13 protein-coding genes are annotated in these 14,674 nt (G+C 70.0%); 9 read left to right on the top strand and 4 right to left on the bottom strand.

What is annotated here, in order from left to right:
- Positions 1-18: 18 nt before the first annotated feature.
- The gene (locus tag Y590_RS10310) at positions 19-1,059 is read left to right on the top strand and encodes an alginate O-acetyltransferase AlgX-related protein (RefSeq protein WP_060769752.1); all 1,041 of its coding nucleotides are present in this window, start codon (positions 19-21) and stop codon (positions 1,057-1,059) included.
- Here the strand turns inward: Y590_RS10310 and Y590_RS10305 are convergent.
- Positions 971-1,918: a YihY/virulence factor BrkB family protein gene (locus tag Y590_RS10305; RefSeq protein ID WP_060769751.1), complete on the bottom strand. Its 948-nt coding sequence runs from the start codon at positions 1,916-1,918 to the stop codon at positions 971-973. The two genes, Y590_RS10310 and Y590_RS10305, sit on opposite strands and share 89 nt — an antisense overlap.
- 107 nt (positions 1,919-2,025) lie before the next feature.
- Here Y590_RS10305 and Y590_RS10300 point away from each other — a divergent pair, with 107 nt between their 5' ends.
- The 3 genes from Y590_RS10300 to Y590_RS10290 all read left to right on the top strand — a co-directional run bounded on the left by Y590_RS10300 (position 2,026) and on the right by Y590_RS10290 (position 7,361).
- On the top strand, positions 2,026-2,916 hold the full coding sequence (locus tag Y590_RS10300; protein WP_060769750.1) for a DMT family transporter: 891 nt from the start codon (positions 2,026-2,028) through the stop codon (positions 2,914-2,916).
- A 162-nt stretch (positions 2,917-3,078) separates the two neighbouring features.
- Positions 3,079-4,767, top strand: a complete 1,689-nt coding sequence (locus Y590_RS10295) for an acyl-CoA dehydrogenase family protein (protein WP_060769749.1) — start codon at positions 3,079-3,081, stop codon at positions 4,765-4,767.
- A gap of 224 nt (positions 4,768-4,991) precedes the next feature.
- Complete coding sequence (locus Y590_RS10290) at positions 4,992-7,361, top strand: putative bifunctional diguanylate cyclase/phosphodiesterase (protein WP_286161886.1); 2,370 nt, start codon at positions 4,992-4,994, stop codon at positions 7,359-7,361.
- A gap of 34 nt (positions 7,362-7,395) precedes the next feature.
- Here Y590_RS10290 and Y590_RS10285 read toward each other — a convergent pair whose 3' ends face one another.
- A complete protein-coding gene (locus Y590_RS10285) occupies positions 7,396-7,587 on the bottom strand; it encodes a hypothetical protein (protein ID WP_060769747.1) in 192 nt (63 codons plus the stop codon).
- An 87-nt stretch (positions 7,588-7,674) separates the two neighbouring features.
- Positions 7,675-8,946, bottom strand: a complete 1,272-nt coding sequence (locus tag Y590_RS10280; RefSeq protein ID WP_060769746.1) for a glycosyltransferase family 4 protein — start codon at positions 8,944-8,946, stop codon at positions 7,675-7,677.
- A 215-nt stretch (positions 8,947-9,161) separates the two neighbouring features.
- Here Y590_RS10280 and Y590_RS10275 point away from each other — a divergent pair, with 215 nt between their 5' ends.
- The 5 genes from Y590_RS10275 (at position 9,162) to Y590_RS10255 (ending at position 14,291) form a co-directional block, all read left to right on the top strand.
- Positions 9,162-10,466, top strand: coding sequence for a glycosyltransferase (locus tag Y590_RS10275; protein WP_060769745.1), 1,305 nt, complete (start codon positions 9,162-9,164; stop codon positions 10,464-10,466).
- A 229-nt stretch (positions 10,467-10,695) separates the two neighbouring features.
- Positions 10,696-11,049, top strand: a complete 354-nt coding sequence (locus Y590_RS10270; RefSeq protein WP_060769744.1) for a phasin — start codon at positions 10,696-10,698, stop codon at positions 11,047-11,049.
- 163 nt (positions 11,050-11,212) lie between these two features.
- A complete protein-coding gene (locus Y590_RS10265; RefSeq protein ID WP_060769743.1) occupies positions 11,213-11,956 on the top strand; it encodes a phasin family protein in 744 nt (247 codons plus the stop codon).
- A 330-nt stretch (positions 11,957-12,286) separates the two neighbouring features.
- The gene (locus tag Y590_RS10260) at positions 12,287-13,753 is read left to right on the top strand and encodes a DegQ family serine endoprotease (RefSeq protein ID WP_060769742.1); all 1,467 of its coding nucleotides are present in this window, start codon (positions 12,287-12,289) and stop codon (positions 13,751-13,753) included.
- Positions 13,754-14,039: 286 nt separating this feature from the next.
- A complete protein-coding gene (locus Y590_RS10255; RefSeq protein ID WP_060769741.1) occupies positions 14,040-14,291 on the top strand; it encodes a hypothetical protein in 252 nt (83 codons plus the stop codon).
- A gap of 122 nt (positions 14,292-14,413) precedes the next feature.
- On the opposite strand, the gene Y590_RS10250 is transcribed toward Y590_RS10255, so the two are convergent.
- A complete protein-coding gene (locus tag Y590_RS10250) occupies positions 14,414-14,644 on the bottom strand; it encodes a hypothetical protein (RefSeq protein ID WP_003597189.1) in 231 nt (76 codons plus the stop codon).
- Between the last annotated feature and the right edge of the window lie 30 nt (positions 14,645-14,674).

The following is a 14,674-nucleotide window of genomic DNA, read 5'->3' as shown; positions in this document are numbered from 1 at the left end:
ACCCGCTAAAACCGGCGCATGACCTCCACCCCCGACCCGGCCGCCGACGTGTACGAGGGCCGGGACGGCTGGCTGTTCCTGATCCGCGGCAACAACCGGGTGCTGGAACAATATGGCCGGCCGGGCGTGTCCCGCGCCACGCTGTGGCGCTGGCGGCGGCTCATCGAGACCCGCATGCGGCGCTGCGCCCGGCTTGGCGCGACCTACCTCCACGCCCTCGCCCCGGAAAAGCTCACCGTCTATCCCGAGTGGGCCGAGGGGCTCGCCTTCGATCCGGCCCGCGCCCCCGCGCTCCGGCTCGCCCGCTGGCTCACCGCCTCGCCGGGTGCCCGCGCCTGGGTCGATCTCACGGGCGCCTTCCGCGCGGCGAAGGACGGCCCGCCGCTCTATCTGCGCACCGACACCCACTGGACGCATCAAGGCTGCGCGCTGGCCTACCGCACGATCCTGGCGCGGATGGGCGTGCCCGCGCGCGCCGACATCGAGGCCCGGCGCGAGCGCATCGCCCTCCCCTTCACGGGCGATCTCGGCCTGAAGTTCATGCCCCACCGCTCGGAATGGGCGGAAGGCAGCGCGATCGCGAGCGAGGCCCGGCGCATCCATGCCAACGGCCTGCTGCTGGAGATGGAGGCGCTCGGGCGCGGCGGCGACGCCCATCTCGGCGCACACGCGGTGTTCCGCAACGACGATCCGGGGGCCGATCCGCGCCGCCTCGTGATCTTCGGCGATTCCTACGCGCAGCACACCCCCCACAGCCCGGTCGCGACGCTCACCGCGCTCTTGGCCGACACCTTCCGCGAAGTGCATTTCCTATGGTCGACGGGGATCGACTGGCACTATCTCGAAGCCGTCCGCCCCGATTTCGTCCTCGGCGAGATGGCCGAGCGCTTCGTGATCGACCTGCCGCCCCACGGCATCCGGATCGAGCGGCTCGCGGAACTGGCCCGCGAGCGCAAGCTGATGGGCGAGATCACGGCAGCGGATGCGCGCTCACCCGCGCCGCTTCCGCCTGCCGCGCCCGCATCCGCCCCTGAAGCCGCTGACGCCGCGCCGCGATGACCGTGCCGTTCACCTCGCCGCCGAACAGGAACATCGCCGCCAGCCAGTAGAGGAACACGAGGAAGATCATCGCGGTGGCGAGGCCCCCGTAGGTCGAGGCGTAGGCGTTCGAGAAGCGGTCGAGATAGTAGCCGAAGCCGAGGCCGGCGAGGAACCACAGGCCCAGCGTCACGGCGATGCCCGGCAGCACCGCCAGCACCGGCCGCCGCCCGGCCGCGACGAATTTGTGCGCGATCACCAGCACCAGCGCGATCAGGAAGGCGGTGACGCCGATGCGGCCGATGGCAACGGTGAGCGCCAGCGGCTCCAGCCCCGGCGCGACGAAGACGAGCTGGCGCCAGATCAACGGCCCGAGCACCACGAGCAGCGCGAAGGCCAGCATCGCGAAGGCGCCGCAGACGACGTAGGCAATCGATTCGAGCCGGGTGAGCCACCACGGCCGCATCTCGCGGATGCCGTAGGCGCGGTTGAGACCGACCCGCAGCGACTCGACCCCGGAGGACGAGAAGTAGAGCGCCAGCAGCGCGCCGATCGTCAGCACGCCGCCGCGCTGCTCGGTGAGCAGGCGGTGGACCTCGCCGACGATGGGTTTGGCGACCTCCCGCGGCACCGCGTCGAAGATCAGCGTGCCGGCCTCGTCCGCCAGCGACTTGCTGCCGATCAGGCCGGCGAGCGCCGCGAGCAGGATCAGGAACGGGAACAGCGAGGTCAGCATCGACAGCGCGATGTGGCTGGCGATCGCCCAGCCGTCATGGGCGACGAAGCGCTGCGCGGCGATGCCCGTCACGTCGAGAATCTTTTTTAGGCGGCTCAAGGGAGGAGACGGCTTCTTCGGCTGAGTCGAGGCGGGCCGCTCCATACGGGCCAATGGGCGGTGCGCGTCAATCTCGGGCGCGGGCCGAGCATGGCCGCCCTCAGGTTTCTCCGATTGCCATGAGGTCGGTTGCGTGCTGCCTGCCGGGCGCCATGTCGAGCCTTCTTTCCAGCCTGATCCCGGCCGCCTTCGTGCTGATCTGGGCGAGCGGTTTCGTCGCCGCACGCTACGTGGCGCCCTATGCCGAGCCGCTGGCCTTCGTCGCCCTGCGGCTGGCCCTGGTCGCGCTCGTTCTGGCCGGCATCGCCTTCGTCCTGCGCGCCCGATGGCCCCGCAAGGGCGCCGGCTGGCGCGACGGGATGGTCGCGGGCGTGCTGATGCAGGGCATCTATGTCGCCGGGGTGTTCTGGTCGGTGCATCGCGGCCTGCCCGCCGGCATCGCCGCGCTGGTCGGCAGCCTCCAGCCGCTCCTCACCGCGGCCGCCTCGCAGCCGCTGCTCGGCGAGCGGGTCGCGCCGCGACGCTGGGCGGGCATCGGGCTCGGCTTCCTCGGCGCGGGGCTGGTGCTCGCGCCGAAGCTCGGGGCGGTCGATGCCGCCGGCATCCCGCCGGACGCGCTCGCGGTGTGCCTCACCGCGATGTTGGCCATGACGGCGGGCACGCTGTGGCAGAAGCGCAAGGGCGCGGGCGCCGACCTCGTCACCAATGCCTGCCTGCAATTCATCGGCGGCACCGCCTTCGCGATCCCGCTCGCTCTGATCGCCGGCGAGACGCATCTGAGCCCGAGCCTGCCGCTCGGCCTCGGCATGGCGTGGTCGGTCCTCGTCAACTCCGTCGGCGGCATCCTGCTGCTGCTGGCGCTGATCCGGCGCGGCGCGGTGGCCGGCGTCGCCTCGCTGCTCTTCCTCGTGCCGCCGGTTTCGGCGGCGATCGCCTACGTGATGTTCGGCGAGGCGCTGACCCCGGTGCAGATCGCCGGCATGGTGGTGGCGGCCGCCGGCGTCGGCTTGGCGAGCGGACCTCAGACTCGCGCAACACGGTGAACCGTATGATGAATTCAGCCTAAAGACAGGGGATGCGGCGATGAGAAACCACTATTGTGCCGGCGATCCGACCTATAAAGGAAGCATCTGACCGTTTTCCTGAGAACCGCGCTCCGTGATGCCATCCACTTCGGCTCGGAGCGCTTGAGAAGAGAGTCCCACATGGCAGCTTCCCCCGCCGTCCAGCCCGCCAACGACCCGAACGATTTCGTCGCCCTGGCCAAGGACGCCGCCGCGGGCGCCAAGGCCCTCGTCGCCGAGGCGACCGCCCGCGTGAAGGCGCGCGTGACGGGCCCCGAGGGCAAGCTCGACGCGGGCGCGCTGGAGCGCGAGCAGCACGCCGCCCACGGCCTCTCCTGGCTCGCCACCTACGGCGAGGCGGTGCGCGAACTCGCCGACTACGCCGAGCGGCTTCAGGGCGAGGGCAGCTTCGGCGAGACCGAGGCGCTGCTCGTGAAGATCGGCATCGGCGAATATCTCGACCAGATGTTCGGCGGCATCCCGATGAGCCAGGGCGAGATGGTCCGCCCGACCGCGCTCGGCTTCACCGCCGCCGAACTCGCCGGTCTGCGCACGCCGGCGATCGACGCCATGGTGGCCGAGGGCAACACGCCCGCCAACCGCGCCGCGCTGGTGGCCAAGATCCGCGAGGCCACGAGCGCAGGTGCGGCGACCATCGGCGCTTCGGGCCTCGACGAGGACATGGAGGCGATCCGCTCCGAGATGCGCCGCTTCGGCAAGGCCGAGGTGGTGGAACAGGCCCATGAGTGGCACCTCGAGAACGCCTACATCCCGATGTCGATCATCGAGAAGATGGCCGAACTCGGCGTGTTCGGCCTCACCATCCCCGAGGAATACGGCGGCATGGGCATGCCCAAGGCCGCGATGTGCGTGGTCTCGGAGGAGCTGTCGCGCGCCTATATCGGCGTCGGCTCGCTCGGCACCCGCTCGGAGATCGCCGCCGAACTGATCCTGTGCGGTGGCACGGAGGAGCAGAAGCAGCGATTCCTGCCGGGCATCGCCAGCGGCGACATCCTGCCGACCGCCGTCTTCACCGAGCCGAACACCGGCTCCGACCTCGCGAGCTTGCGCACCAAGGCCGTCAAGGACGGCGACCAGTGGAAGATCTCGGGCAACAAGACCTGGATCACCCACCCCGTGCGCGCCGACATCATGACCGTGCTCGTGCGCACCAAGCCCGAAGAGAAGGGCCACCGCGGCCTCTCGATGCTCATCGCCGAGAAGCCCCGCGGCACGGACGAGGAGCCCTTCCCGGTCGAGGGCCTGTCGGGCGGCGAGATCGAAGTGCTCGGCTACCGCGGCATGAAGGAGTACGAACTCTCCTTCGAGGATTTCGCGGTGCCGGCCAACAACCTGCTCGGCGAGATCGAGGGCAAGGGGTTCGCCCAGCTCATGCAGACCTTCGAGTCGGCCCGCATCCAGACCGCGGCCCGCGCCATCGGCGTGGCGCAGTCGGCCCTCGATATCGGCCTGCGCTACGCCGAGGAGCGGGTGCAGTTCGGCAAGGCGCTGGTCGAGTTCCCGCGGGTGGCCGACAAGCTCGCGATGATGGCGGTGGAGATCAACATCGCCCGCCAGCTCACCTACTTCTCCGCCCGCGAGAAGGACGAGGGCAAGCGCTGCGACCTCGAGGCCGGCATGGCCAAGCTGCTGGGCGCCCGCGTCGCCTGGGCGGCGGCCGACAACGCCCTGCAGATCCACGGCGGCAACGGCTTCGCGCTGGAATACAAGATCAGCCGCGTGCTCTGCGACGCGCGCATCCTCTCGATCTTCGAGGGTGCCGCCGAGATCCAGGCCCAGGTCATCGCCCGGCGCCTGCTGGAGCAATAATCAAGACACAACGCGCCCTCGGTTGGCACTATACTGGTCGAGGGCGACCCATCATTTCGATGCGGCCTGAAGAGCCGGCTCATATACTCCCCCTCAACGAATGATGGCTAGGCCGTGATCCGATCCTCTCGGAGCACGGCTTTCGCTTGCCCATCCCGATATCAGACGCGTACGCCGCCGCGCTGGTCCAGCACTGGCGCAGTTGCCGGCCCCGTCCCGGAGCGATGCCGGCTTACGATGCCGTCGTCCTGGGCAGGCTCGGCCGCCTGGCCGACCGCTGCGCCCTGGTCGCCACCCGCGAAGGCAGGGCCGAGCGCATCCTCTGGGGTGGTCCGGGATTTCGCGACTGGTTCGACGACGAGATCCGCGACCGGCCGCTCGTGCAGATGCCCGACGAGATCCGCCGGCCGATCGAGGAGATCGGGGTCGCCGCCCTGCGCACCGGCGAGCCGGCCAGGGCCCGATGCGACCGCATCACCGATGGTGTCGTCACCACTTGGAATCTCGTCGGCGTCCCGCTCGCCAACGGCAGCGGAACGCCGCTCCTCCTCGTCCACGTCGATGGTGAGGGCGTGCGCACCGAGCCGATGCAGGCGATGTTCGGCGCGACAGGCCAGGGCCTGATGGCGCTCGGCGCGATCCGCGAGGCATCGGGTGCGGTCGCGGACTTCAAGATCGTCGCCCTCAATCAGGGCGCCGCGGAGATCCTCGGGCGGCCGGTTGCGAGCCTGCAGTGGCAGCGGCTGGGCGATCTCGTCCCGGCGCGGCTCGGCGTGACGCAACGGCTGTCGGGCGTCCTGGGATGCACCGATCGGGCGACGTTCGAACTCGCGGTGCCGCGCGCCGACGGGACGACGCTGCACCTGAAGGTGGAGGCGCAGGCCATCGGCGATCTCGTCGCCGTCGCCATGACCGATGTCGGGGACATCAAGGCGCGCGAGGCCTCGTTCCGCTTCCTGTTCGAGAGCAATCCGCTGCCGATGTGGCTGGTCGATCAGGATTCGGCCCGTTTCGTCGCCGTGAACGAGGCGGCGGTCGCCCATTATGGCTACAGCCGCGAAGCCTTCCTGGCCCGGGGCCTGCCGGACCTGTCGGCGGCCGGATCGTGCGGATTCGCCCGCGACGGCCGCCTGCACCATCATCGTCGGGCCGACGGCTCGTTGATCGAAGTGACGCTGTTCGAGCGCAGCCTTGCCTTCGAGGGCCGGCCGGCGGTGCTCGGCGCGGCCATCGACGTCACCGAGCAGCGCCGCGCCGAGGCGCGCATCACCCACATGGCCCACCACGATGCGCTGACGGGCCTGCCGAACCGGGCGCTGTTCACGACCCGCCTCGCGGAAGTGATCGCCGAGCAGGCCCGCACCGGCGCGGGCGCCGCCCTGCTCTGCCTCGACCTCGACAAGTTCAAGCTCGTCAACGACACCCTCGGCCACCCGGCGGGCGACGCACTGCTCCGAGCGGTGGCGGACCGGGTCACGGCGTGCCTGCGTGGGGAGGATCTGGTCGCACGCCTCGGCGGCGACGAGTTCGCGGTGCTGCTGCGCACCCCCGACGCCGCGACCGTGTCCGCCGTCGCCGGCCGGATCATCGAGGCGTTGTCACGTCCGGTCAGGCTCGGCGACCGGGAGTGCCAGATCGGCGTGAGCGTCGGCATCGCATGCCTGCCCGAGCACGGAACCGATTCCGACACCCTGCTGCGCCACGCCGACCTCGCTCTCTACCGGGCGAAGGCGGATGGCGGCAGCATCGCCCATTGTTTCGAGGCGGCGATGGACAGTTGGGACCGGTCCCGACGCCGACGGGAGGCCGACCTGCACGAGGCCTTCGCCCGGGGCGATCTCGCGCTCGCCTACCAACCGGTCGTGGGCGTCCGCTCGCGGGCGATCGTCGGGTTCGAGGCGCTGCTGCGCTGGCACCATCCTGTCGAGGGGGCGATCCCGCCGGCCGAATTCGTGCCGCTCGCCGAGGAATCGGGCCTGATCGTCCCGATCGGCGCCTGGGTCCTGCGGCAAGCCTGCGCCGAGGCGAGCCTGTGGGCCGATCCGGTTCGGATCGCGGTGAACCTCTCGCCGGTGCAGTTCCGCGATCCCGGCCTCGTCGCGACGGTGCGCGAGGCGCTTGCCCTTTCCGGGCTCGCACCACATCGCCTCGAACTGGAGGTGACCGAATCGCTGCTGCTGGCCGCGAGCGAGGCCAACGTCGCGACGCTGCATGCCCTGCGGGATCTCGGCGTCCGGATTGCGATGGACGATTTCGGAACGGGCTATTGCTCGTTGAGCTACTTGCAGAAGTTTCCCTTCGACAAGATCAAGATCGACCGCTCGTTCGTAAGGCGACTCGGCGAGGATCCGCACTCGACCGCGATCGTGCAGGCGGTGATCGGCCTCGGCGCAAGCCTCGGCATCGTCACCGTGGCCGAGGGTGTCGAGACTGAAGCCCAGTTCGCCCATTTGCGGGCCAAGGGCTGCGAGGAGGTGCAGGGCTATTTGTTCGGTCGGCCCATCGGTCGGCCCATCGGTCGGTCCATGGGTCGGCCAAGCCCCGGCCCGCAGGCCGTCGGGCCGATTCGGCGGGAACCGGACGTCGCAGCGTGAGGCGGAAGGGCGGGCGGGTCGCCCACCCAGCCCCTTACTTCGTGATCTTCACCGAGACCGGATCGCTCGACGGGAAGGTCTCTTCCAACGCCTCGTCGAGGCGCTCGTCCTTCTCGTCCTTCTGGTTCTCGGCCAGTGACTTGTCGCCTTTGCCGTCCCGCTGGCCGTCCTGCTGGAAGCCTTTGGGCTTGGTCTCGTCGGTCGGCTGCTTGGTGGTCTCGGACATGGGGATCGGTCTCCGTTGTCGGGCGCGCCGCGTGTCGCGGCCTTCATGCGCACCAACGCGAGGCGGGCGTTCCTGTTGCGTCGCGGCTCACAGGCCGGCGGACGCCGCGCCGCGCAAGCCCGGTCCCTCGACTGGGCGAAAAGCAGGCGCCTCGCGCATCACGAGGCCGTAGACCTGCTCCAGCCGGTCGAGATGCGCATCGACGCTGAGCGGCGCCGACCAGTAGCGCTCGTAGGCGCGCTCGGCCATGCGGGCGGCGAGCGCGTCGTCCGACAGCCGCGTGAGATGGGCGGCGAGCGCACCGGCATCGCCCGAGCGGAACCAGAACCCGTTCTCGCCGTCCTCCACCGCCTCGCGCCCGGCGCAGGCATCGGAGACGATGACCGGGCAGCCGCAGGCGAGCGCTTCGTAGACCGTGAGGGGCTGGCCCTCGTACCAGATGCTCGGGAACACCAGGGCACGGGCGCGCCGCATCAGGGCCTGCACCTCGGGCCCGGCCTTCCAGCCGAGCATCACCGCCTCGGGATAGCGCGCCTTCAGTTCCGCCGCGTTCGGACCGTCGCCGACGAAAACCGGGCGGAGTCCGGCCCGCCGCGCCGCCTCGGCGAAGACCGGCGCGCCCTTCTCCGTCGAGATGCGGCCGACGAACAGGACATCACCGCGTCCCTCGTGCGCAGGCGGCTGCCGCTCGACCGAGATCGGGTTGTCGATCCGGTGGAACACCGTGCGCGGAGGCAGGAGCGGCGCGATCACCCGCTCTTGGAGCGCGCTGATCGTGACCACATGGCGGAACAGGTTGGGCAGGCCGGCGACGTGTTCCAGGCCGAGATGGCGCACCACCCGCAGGAGCTTGCGCGGGTAGGAGCGCGCGTCGCAATTCGTGGTGAGGCAGGCCGCCGACATCGGGGTGCGGTGGCAGATCCGGTCGGCCGGATATTCGTAGAAGCCGCCATTGGGGCAGACGAGGAAGAACTCGTGCATCGTGTAGAGGCACGGCAGACCCGAGCGCCGGATCGCCGTGCCGATCGAGGGCGAGAGGGCCTTGGCGAAGGCGTGGACATGCACCAGCGTGTCGCGGGGATCGCACAGCGTCAGTTCCGCGGCGAGGCGGGCGGTGGCGCTACGGTTCCAGATCGCCTGGGCGGCAAAAGCGAGCTTGTTGGTGGTGGAGGCGATGTCGTCCTGCCCGAGGCAGACCACCCGCGCCCCGCTCTCGGCGAGCCGGGGATCGACCGGGCCGACCGCGGCGAACACCGTGACCCGGTGGCCGCGCTGGCGCAGGCCCACGGCGGAATCGAGAGCGACCTTGGCTTGGCCGCCATTGATATGGGCATGGTCGAGAACGAGGACGACGTGCACGGCGATTCCCGCTCCCTCGCCACCTCGTGACACGCCCGATGCACGGTGTCTCACGGAGGATCGGTGTTTCGCCGACGTTTACCAGCCGGCAGTTGATCTCCCGTAAACCCTGAACGGACACGCGCCGCGCCAGGGCGGCCTCACCGCGAGAGCATCGTTTCGTCCGGAAAATCGCTTTTCGGGACGGTGCCCGCGCTTCCGGACGGGGCGCTTCCATGCACGTCGTGATTCTCGCCGAATTCGCCGCGGCGAGCGGGGGGGCCGAGAAGGTCGCGGTGGAATCCGCCCGCGGGCTCGCCGAGGCCGGCGCGGCGGTGACCTACATCCAGGCGATCACCGGACCCGTCGATCCGCTGCTCGACCATCCGCGCCTGCACCGCATCGACCTCGGCCTGCCGGATGTGTGGTCGCTGCCGGCATGGCGCGGCGCGGCCTCGGGGATCTGGAACGGCGAGGCCGCCGCGCGGCTCGCGAGCGCGCTCGACGGCCTGCCGGTGCCGCCCGACTGTCTGCACCTCCACCAGTGGACCCGCGCGTTCTCCCCCGCCGTGCTGCCGGTGCTGCTCGGCCGCGGCGTTCCCCTGGTGATGACGCTGCACGACTACGCCCTCACCTGTCCGAACGGTGTCGATTACCGCTTCGATCGGGCCGAGCCCTGCGCGCTCGTCCCGCTCTCCGGCGCCTGCCTTGGGGCCGCCTGCGATCCGAAGAGCCGGCTGCACAAGCTGGTGCGTGTCGGTCGCGCCGCCGCCCTGCGGGTCGCGGCGCGAGGGTCTGACCTCGACGTCATCCATGTCTGCGACGGCAGCCGGGCGCGGGTGGCGGGACGGTCCGGGGCCCTGCGCCTGCGCCATCACCGCATCGACAACCCGGTGCGGGTGGAGAAGCGGGCGCCGGCCATGCCGGCTTCGGGCGATGCGATCGTCTATGTCGGTCGCCTGACTCCGGAGAAGGGCGCCGATCTCGTCGCCGAGGCCGCGCGACAGGCCGGACTGCCCGCGCTCTTCATCGGGGCCGGCCCGCTCGAAGCGCGTCTGCGGGCGGAGGGCGCCGAGGTGCTCGGCTGGAGAAGCCCGGAAGCGGTCGAGGCAATCCTGCGCCGCCGTGCGCGGGCGCTCTGCGCACCCTCGCGCTGGGTCGAGACCGGGCCGCTCACCGTCTACGAGGCGGTGGCCCAGGGGATTCCCGTCGTGGCGTCGCGCCGCTCCGGCGCGGCGGAGAAGGTGGCGGACGGGGAGACCGGTTTCGTCGTCGAGCCGGAAGTGGCAGCGCTGGCCGGCGCCTTCGAGGCGCTCAAGGGCGACGCGCTGACCGCCCGCCTCGGCCGGGAGGCCTATGACAGATATTGGCAGGCGCCGCTGACGCTCGCCGCCCACGCTCGTGCCCTGCTGGCGCTGTATCGGCGGATCGGGGACGAATACAAAATGCGGCAGTGCGATATGGCCCCGGCTGCCGCCGAGCCTGTGGTTGTCCATTCCATAGGCAGCACGCTTGGCAAAGGGCGTTTTCCGCTATTATAGTGCCAATTGCCGCGGTGGCCCGTCGGACTGTCACGCGGTGGAATCATAATTTGTAACAAAAGCTTACTTTGATTCGAGGCGCTGCCGGACATTGCAGTTCGATCGCTCGAAACTGTCCTTGACTTTCATGTTGCACCGCAACATATGAGGTGTGGGCCGGTTAGCCGCGGGGATGCTCTGTACGCTCCCCGACACCAAATTCTCCCGGTCCGTCTGACAGGAGAGACAGATGAGCACCCAGAGCTTCGAGATCCCCGCCGAGTTCCGCGACTTCGCCGACAAGAGCGTCGATCAGGCTCGCAACGCCTTCGGCACCTTCCTGAACGGTGCGGTGAAGACCTCCGAGCAGCTCCGGAACTCGGCCTCGACCGTCCAGTCGACGCTGAACGCGGCGGTGCTCAAGAGCCTCGACCACGTCAAGGCCAACGCCGACACCACCTTCGACTACGTGCAGCGCGTCGTGCGCGCGAAGGACCCGCGCGAGGCCTTCGAGATCCAGTCCGAGTTCCTGAAGACCCAGTTCGCCGCGTTCCAGGCCCAGGCCAAGGAATACGGTGCCCTCGCTCAGAGCACCGCCCGCTAATCCGGGCCGGCTGCGGGCTCCGGCCCGTCGGGGAGCATGAGAGGCCGAATCCGCGATGAGCGGGCTCGGCACACTCGTGCTCCGACGCTATGCTCCGTCGCAGCGCTCCGGGCTCGGCTCGGACCCGCGCTGAGGCAGAGGGTTTCGAACGAGGAGAAGGCCCATGTCGTCGAGCCGCCGCAGGGGACGCTCACCCGGAGCGCCCGCCACCACCCAGCCGCCGACCGTCACCGCAACTCCGGCCGAGGTGGCCGACACGCTGTTGGCCGAGACGCCGGCCGACGAGGGCACGGAGCCTGAGACGGACGTGCCGGAGACCGCCGAGGTCCAGGCCGCGGAAGCGGCAGAGCCTCCCGCAGACGATGCTGCGGTCGAAGCCGTCGAAGCGTCCGGCGAGCCCGCCCCGGCCGAGCCGCAGTCCGATGCGGACGAGCAGCCGGCCAAGTCTTCCGATACGTCTCCCGAGGAGACGGTCACAGCTGCGTCGGAGCAGGCGCCCGCCCTGTCCGCCGAACCGGCAACCATTGCATCCGAGGCGGTCGAAACCGTCGAGACGGCGACCGAGACGCTCGCCCAGACGGCGCTGCTGCCGACGACTCTGGCCGAGACCAAGCCGTCCGACGACGCCCGGCCCAAGAGGCACAGCGTCCGCATCGGCGTGAACTTCGCTTTCGCGCCCACTCTCGCGCCGCTCACCGAGATCAATGCCAAGCTGTTCGCCTTCGCGCGCGGCGAGAGCGAAGCGGTGCTCGCCCATTTCCAGGCTCTGGCCCAAGCCAAGTCACCGGCGGAGGCGATCCGCCTTCAGGTCACGGAGATGCAGCGCGCCGCCGACGCCTCGTTGAGCTGCTTCAGCGCGATCGTCCGCAGCGCCAACCGCCTGCACGACACCGCCCGCCGACATTGAAACCAGAACCGGCCGAGGCATGAGATCGGGGCAGTCGCCATCGGGCGGCTGCCCCTTTTTCGTCAGTCCCCTCGCGGCCAACCGGCGGTGAAAAGCACCCCGCGTCGTGAGCTCCAGCTGTGCCTGAGCAGAGCCGGAGCCGACCGAGGACAAGGCCTTCCCGGAGGCGGGCACCGGCATTTGGGTCGGGCAGGACGGCAAGGCGCACGCAGCCGGCATCGCATCGGCGGCCCATGCCGCATGACGCGGACGCTGCGCCAGCCCCTCGCGCGCTGCGGTCCCAGGGTCTACATAGCCCGCCACCGCTCCAGCGACCTCCGGAGACCTCGCATGCCCTCCTCGCCGCTCCTGCCGGCCTGCCTCGTATCCGTGCTACTCGCCACCGCGCCCGCGAGCGCGCAGATGGCGAACACGCCCGGAAAGCCCGCCGCGGAGAAGGCCTCCCCGGACAAGGCGGTGCCGCTCTCGAAGGGTGAGATCCAGCTCTCCTTCGCCCCCGTGGTGAAGCGGGCGGCACCCTCCGTGGTCAACGTCTATGCCTCCCATGTCGAGAAGCGCTCCGCGCGCTCCAACGCCATGGAGGAGTTCATGCGCCGCTTCTTCGGCGAGGACCGTCCGGGCCGCGGCCCCAGCGGCATGCCCGGCGAGCGGGCGCAGCGCTCCCTGGGCTCGGGCGTGATCGTCGACGGCTCGGGCCTCGTCATCACCAACAACCACGTCATCGAGAACATGAACGAGGTGAAGGTGGCGCTCGCCGACAAGCGTGAATTCGAGGCGCAGATCGTGCTGCGCGACCCCCGCACCGATCTCGCCGTGCTCAAGATCAAGGGCCCGGCCGACATCGCCTCGATGCCGATCGGCGATTCCGACCACTTGGAGGTCGGCGACTTCGTGATGGCGATCGGCAACCCCTTCGGTGTCGGTCAGACGGTGACGCAGGGCATCGTCTCGGCGCTCGCCCGCACCCAGGTCGGATCGTCGGACTACCAGTTCTTCATCCAGACCGATGCGGCGATCAATCCGGGCAATTCCGGCGGCGCGCTCGTGGACCTCAAGGGGCATCTCGTCGGCATCAACACCGCGATCTATTCGCAGTCCGGCGGCAGCCACGGCATCGGCTTCGCCATCCCCGCGAGCATGGTCCGCGCCGTGGTGGAAACCGCCAAGAGCGGCGGCAGCCTCGTGCGCCGGCCCTGGCTCGGGGCACGCGTACAGGGTGTGACCCCGGATATCGCCGAGAGCGTGGGGCTCGACCGGCCGACCGGTGTCCTGGTGGCGAGCATGCAGGCCAAGAGCCCGGCCGAGGAAGCGGGCCTCAAGCGCGGCGACGTGATCCTCACGGTCGATGGACAGACCGTCGAAGATCCGGAAGCCTTCGGCTACCGCTACGCCCTCAAGGGCATTTCCGGCACGGCCGATTTCGGCATCCTGCGCGGCACCAAGCGGCAGACGATCCAGATCAAGCTCGGACCGGCGCCGGAGACGCGGCCCCGCGACAGCCTCAAGGTCCGCACTCGCACGCCGTTCGCGGGCGCGACCTTCGTCAACACCTCGCCCGCGGTGGGCGAGGAGCTTCAGGCGGATCTGCCGGACGAGGGTGTGGCGGTGACCACCGTCGAAGACGGCTCGCTCGCCGGCCGGGCGGGCTTCCGCAAGGGTGACGTGATCGTGGCGATCAACGGCATGCCGATCACCTCGACCAAGGATCTGGAGCGGGTGACGCAACGCAATCTCGGCCTGTGGGAAGTCGCGATCAACCGTGGCGGCGAGGTTCTGACCTCGGTGTTCGGCGGGTAGGCCCACGGGCTTCCACCCGACCGCCTCCCTCGGCGCCTCGGCGAGCGCTCTCTCCGCCTCTGCGGGCGCGGAGCGAGCCATGCCGGGTGCGCTGGCGCTCATCCACGGGCGCGTTCCGGCCCTAAGGTCGCGCTTGGGCTGGCGGGCCAAACGTTCCGTTTCCGATGTTTCGTCGATCACGCGCGACGCAATCCGGTAACCGTACGAGGAAATCCGCCGGCAACCAGGGGTCGGTAGAACCGCCCCACACGAGAGCCGAAGGCTCCGGTCTGGAGGGGCGGACATCATGCGGGACCTGATCAAGATCGCTGCGGCCGGAACGGTGATGGCAGCCTACGCCCTGCTCGCGCCGTCCCTCGTCGAAGCGGTGCCGAGCCCGGCCGGCTCGGCCAAAGCCTTCACCCAGCGCCTGCCGCAAGCGGGTGGCACGGTTCCGGTGAGTGCCCGGATCGACGACGGAGCGCCGGTTCCGGGGCAAGTCGTGGTCACCCGCCGGCCGCTTCTGGTCGGCATCTCGGCGGGCGAAGCCTCCCGATGACCGCCGCGGACACATCGCTGCTCGCGGCGGCGTTCGTGCTCGGCCTCGGAGCGGCCGTTCTCCTCAATGCCCTTCTGACCTGAGTGACTTGGTTTGGGCTCGGCGGGCGTCGCGGAGGCTTCTCAGGCGGCCACGCTGGCCAGGGCGTGGCGGTTGCCGTTCAGGCCCGCGCAGAGATCGTCGATCTCGGTCACGTCGAGGGCCTCGCCGCTGCTGGCGGCGATGGTGTCGATCAGGTCGTCCTTGCGAGGGTCGAACGGATGTCCCTGCATCCGGTAGAATTGATAGTAGCGCAACGCCGCCAGGAGCGTGTCGCGTTCGCGGGCGGTCACGTTGAGGTTCTGCGTGGTCATGGGCTTCCCCTTGGCTTGCAACGAACGCCG

This window comes from Methylobacterium sp. AMS5, assembly GCF_001542815.1.
Taxonomy (GTDB): domain Bacteria; phylum Pseudomonadota; class Alphaproteobacteria; order Rhizobiales; family Beijerinckiaceae; genus Methylobacterium.
This window is presented reverse-complemented; position numbering and strand designations above follow the sequence as displayed.

Bases quoted from the DNA above. Each gene is read 5' to 3' on its own strand.
- Y590_RS10255 (WP_060769741.1), top strand. From the start codon at position 14,040: ATGCGGGACCTGATCAAGATCGCTGCGGCCGGAACGGTGATGGCAGCC.
- Y590_RS10270 (WP_060769744.1), top strand. From the start codon at position 10,696: ATGAGCACCCAGAGCTTCGAGATCCCCGCCGAGTTCCGCGACTTCGCC.
- Y590_RS10300 (WP_060769750.1), top strand. From the start codon at position 2,026: ATGTCGAGCCTTCTTTCCAGCCTGATCCCGGCCGCCTTCGTGCTGATC.
- Y590_RS10250 (WP_003597189.1), bottom strand. From the start codon at position 14,644: ATGACCACGCAGAACCTCAACGTGACCGCCCGCGAACGCGACACGCTC.
- Y590_RS10260 (WP_060769742.1), top strand. From the start codon at position 12,287: ATGCCCTCCTCGCCGCTCCTGCCGGCCTGCCTCGTATCCGTGCTACTC.
- Y590_RS10275 (WP_060769745.1), top strand. From the start codon at position 9,162: ATGCACGTCGTGATTCTCGCCGAATTCGCCGCGGCGAGCGGGGGGGCC.
- Y590_RS10285 (WP_060769747.1), bottom strand. From the start codon at position 7,587: ATGTCCGAGACCACCAAGCAGCCGACCGACGAGACCAAGCCCAAAGGC.
- Y590_RS10265 (WP_060769743.1), top strand. From the start codon at position 11,213: ATGTCGTCGAGCCGCCGCAGGGGACGCTCACCCGGAGCGCCCGCCACC.
- Y590_RS10290 (WP_286161886.1), top strand. From the start codon at position 4,992: ATGCCGGCTTACGATGCCGTCGTCCTGGGCAGGCTCGGCCGCCTGGCC.
- Y590_RS10295 (WP_060769749.1), top strand. From the start codon at position 3,079: ATGGCAGCTTCCCCCGCCGTCCAGCCCGCCAACGACCCGAACGATTTC.
- Y590_RS10305 (WP_060769751.1), bottom strand. From the start codon at position 1,918: ATGGAGCGGCCCGCCTCGACTCAGCCGAAGAAGCCGTCTCCTCCCTTG.
- Y590_RS10310 (WP_060769752.1), top strand. From the start codon at position 19: ATGACCTCCACCCCCGACCCGGCCGCCGACGTGTACGAGGGCCGGGAC.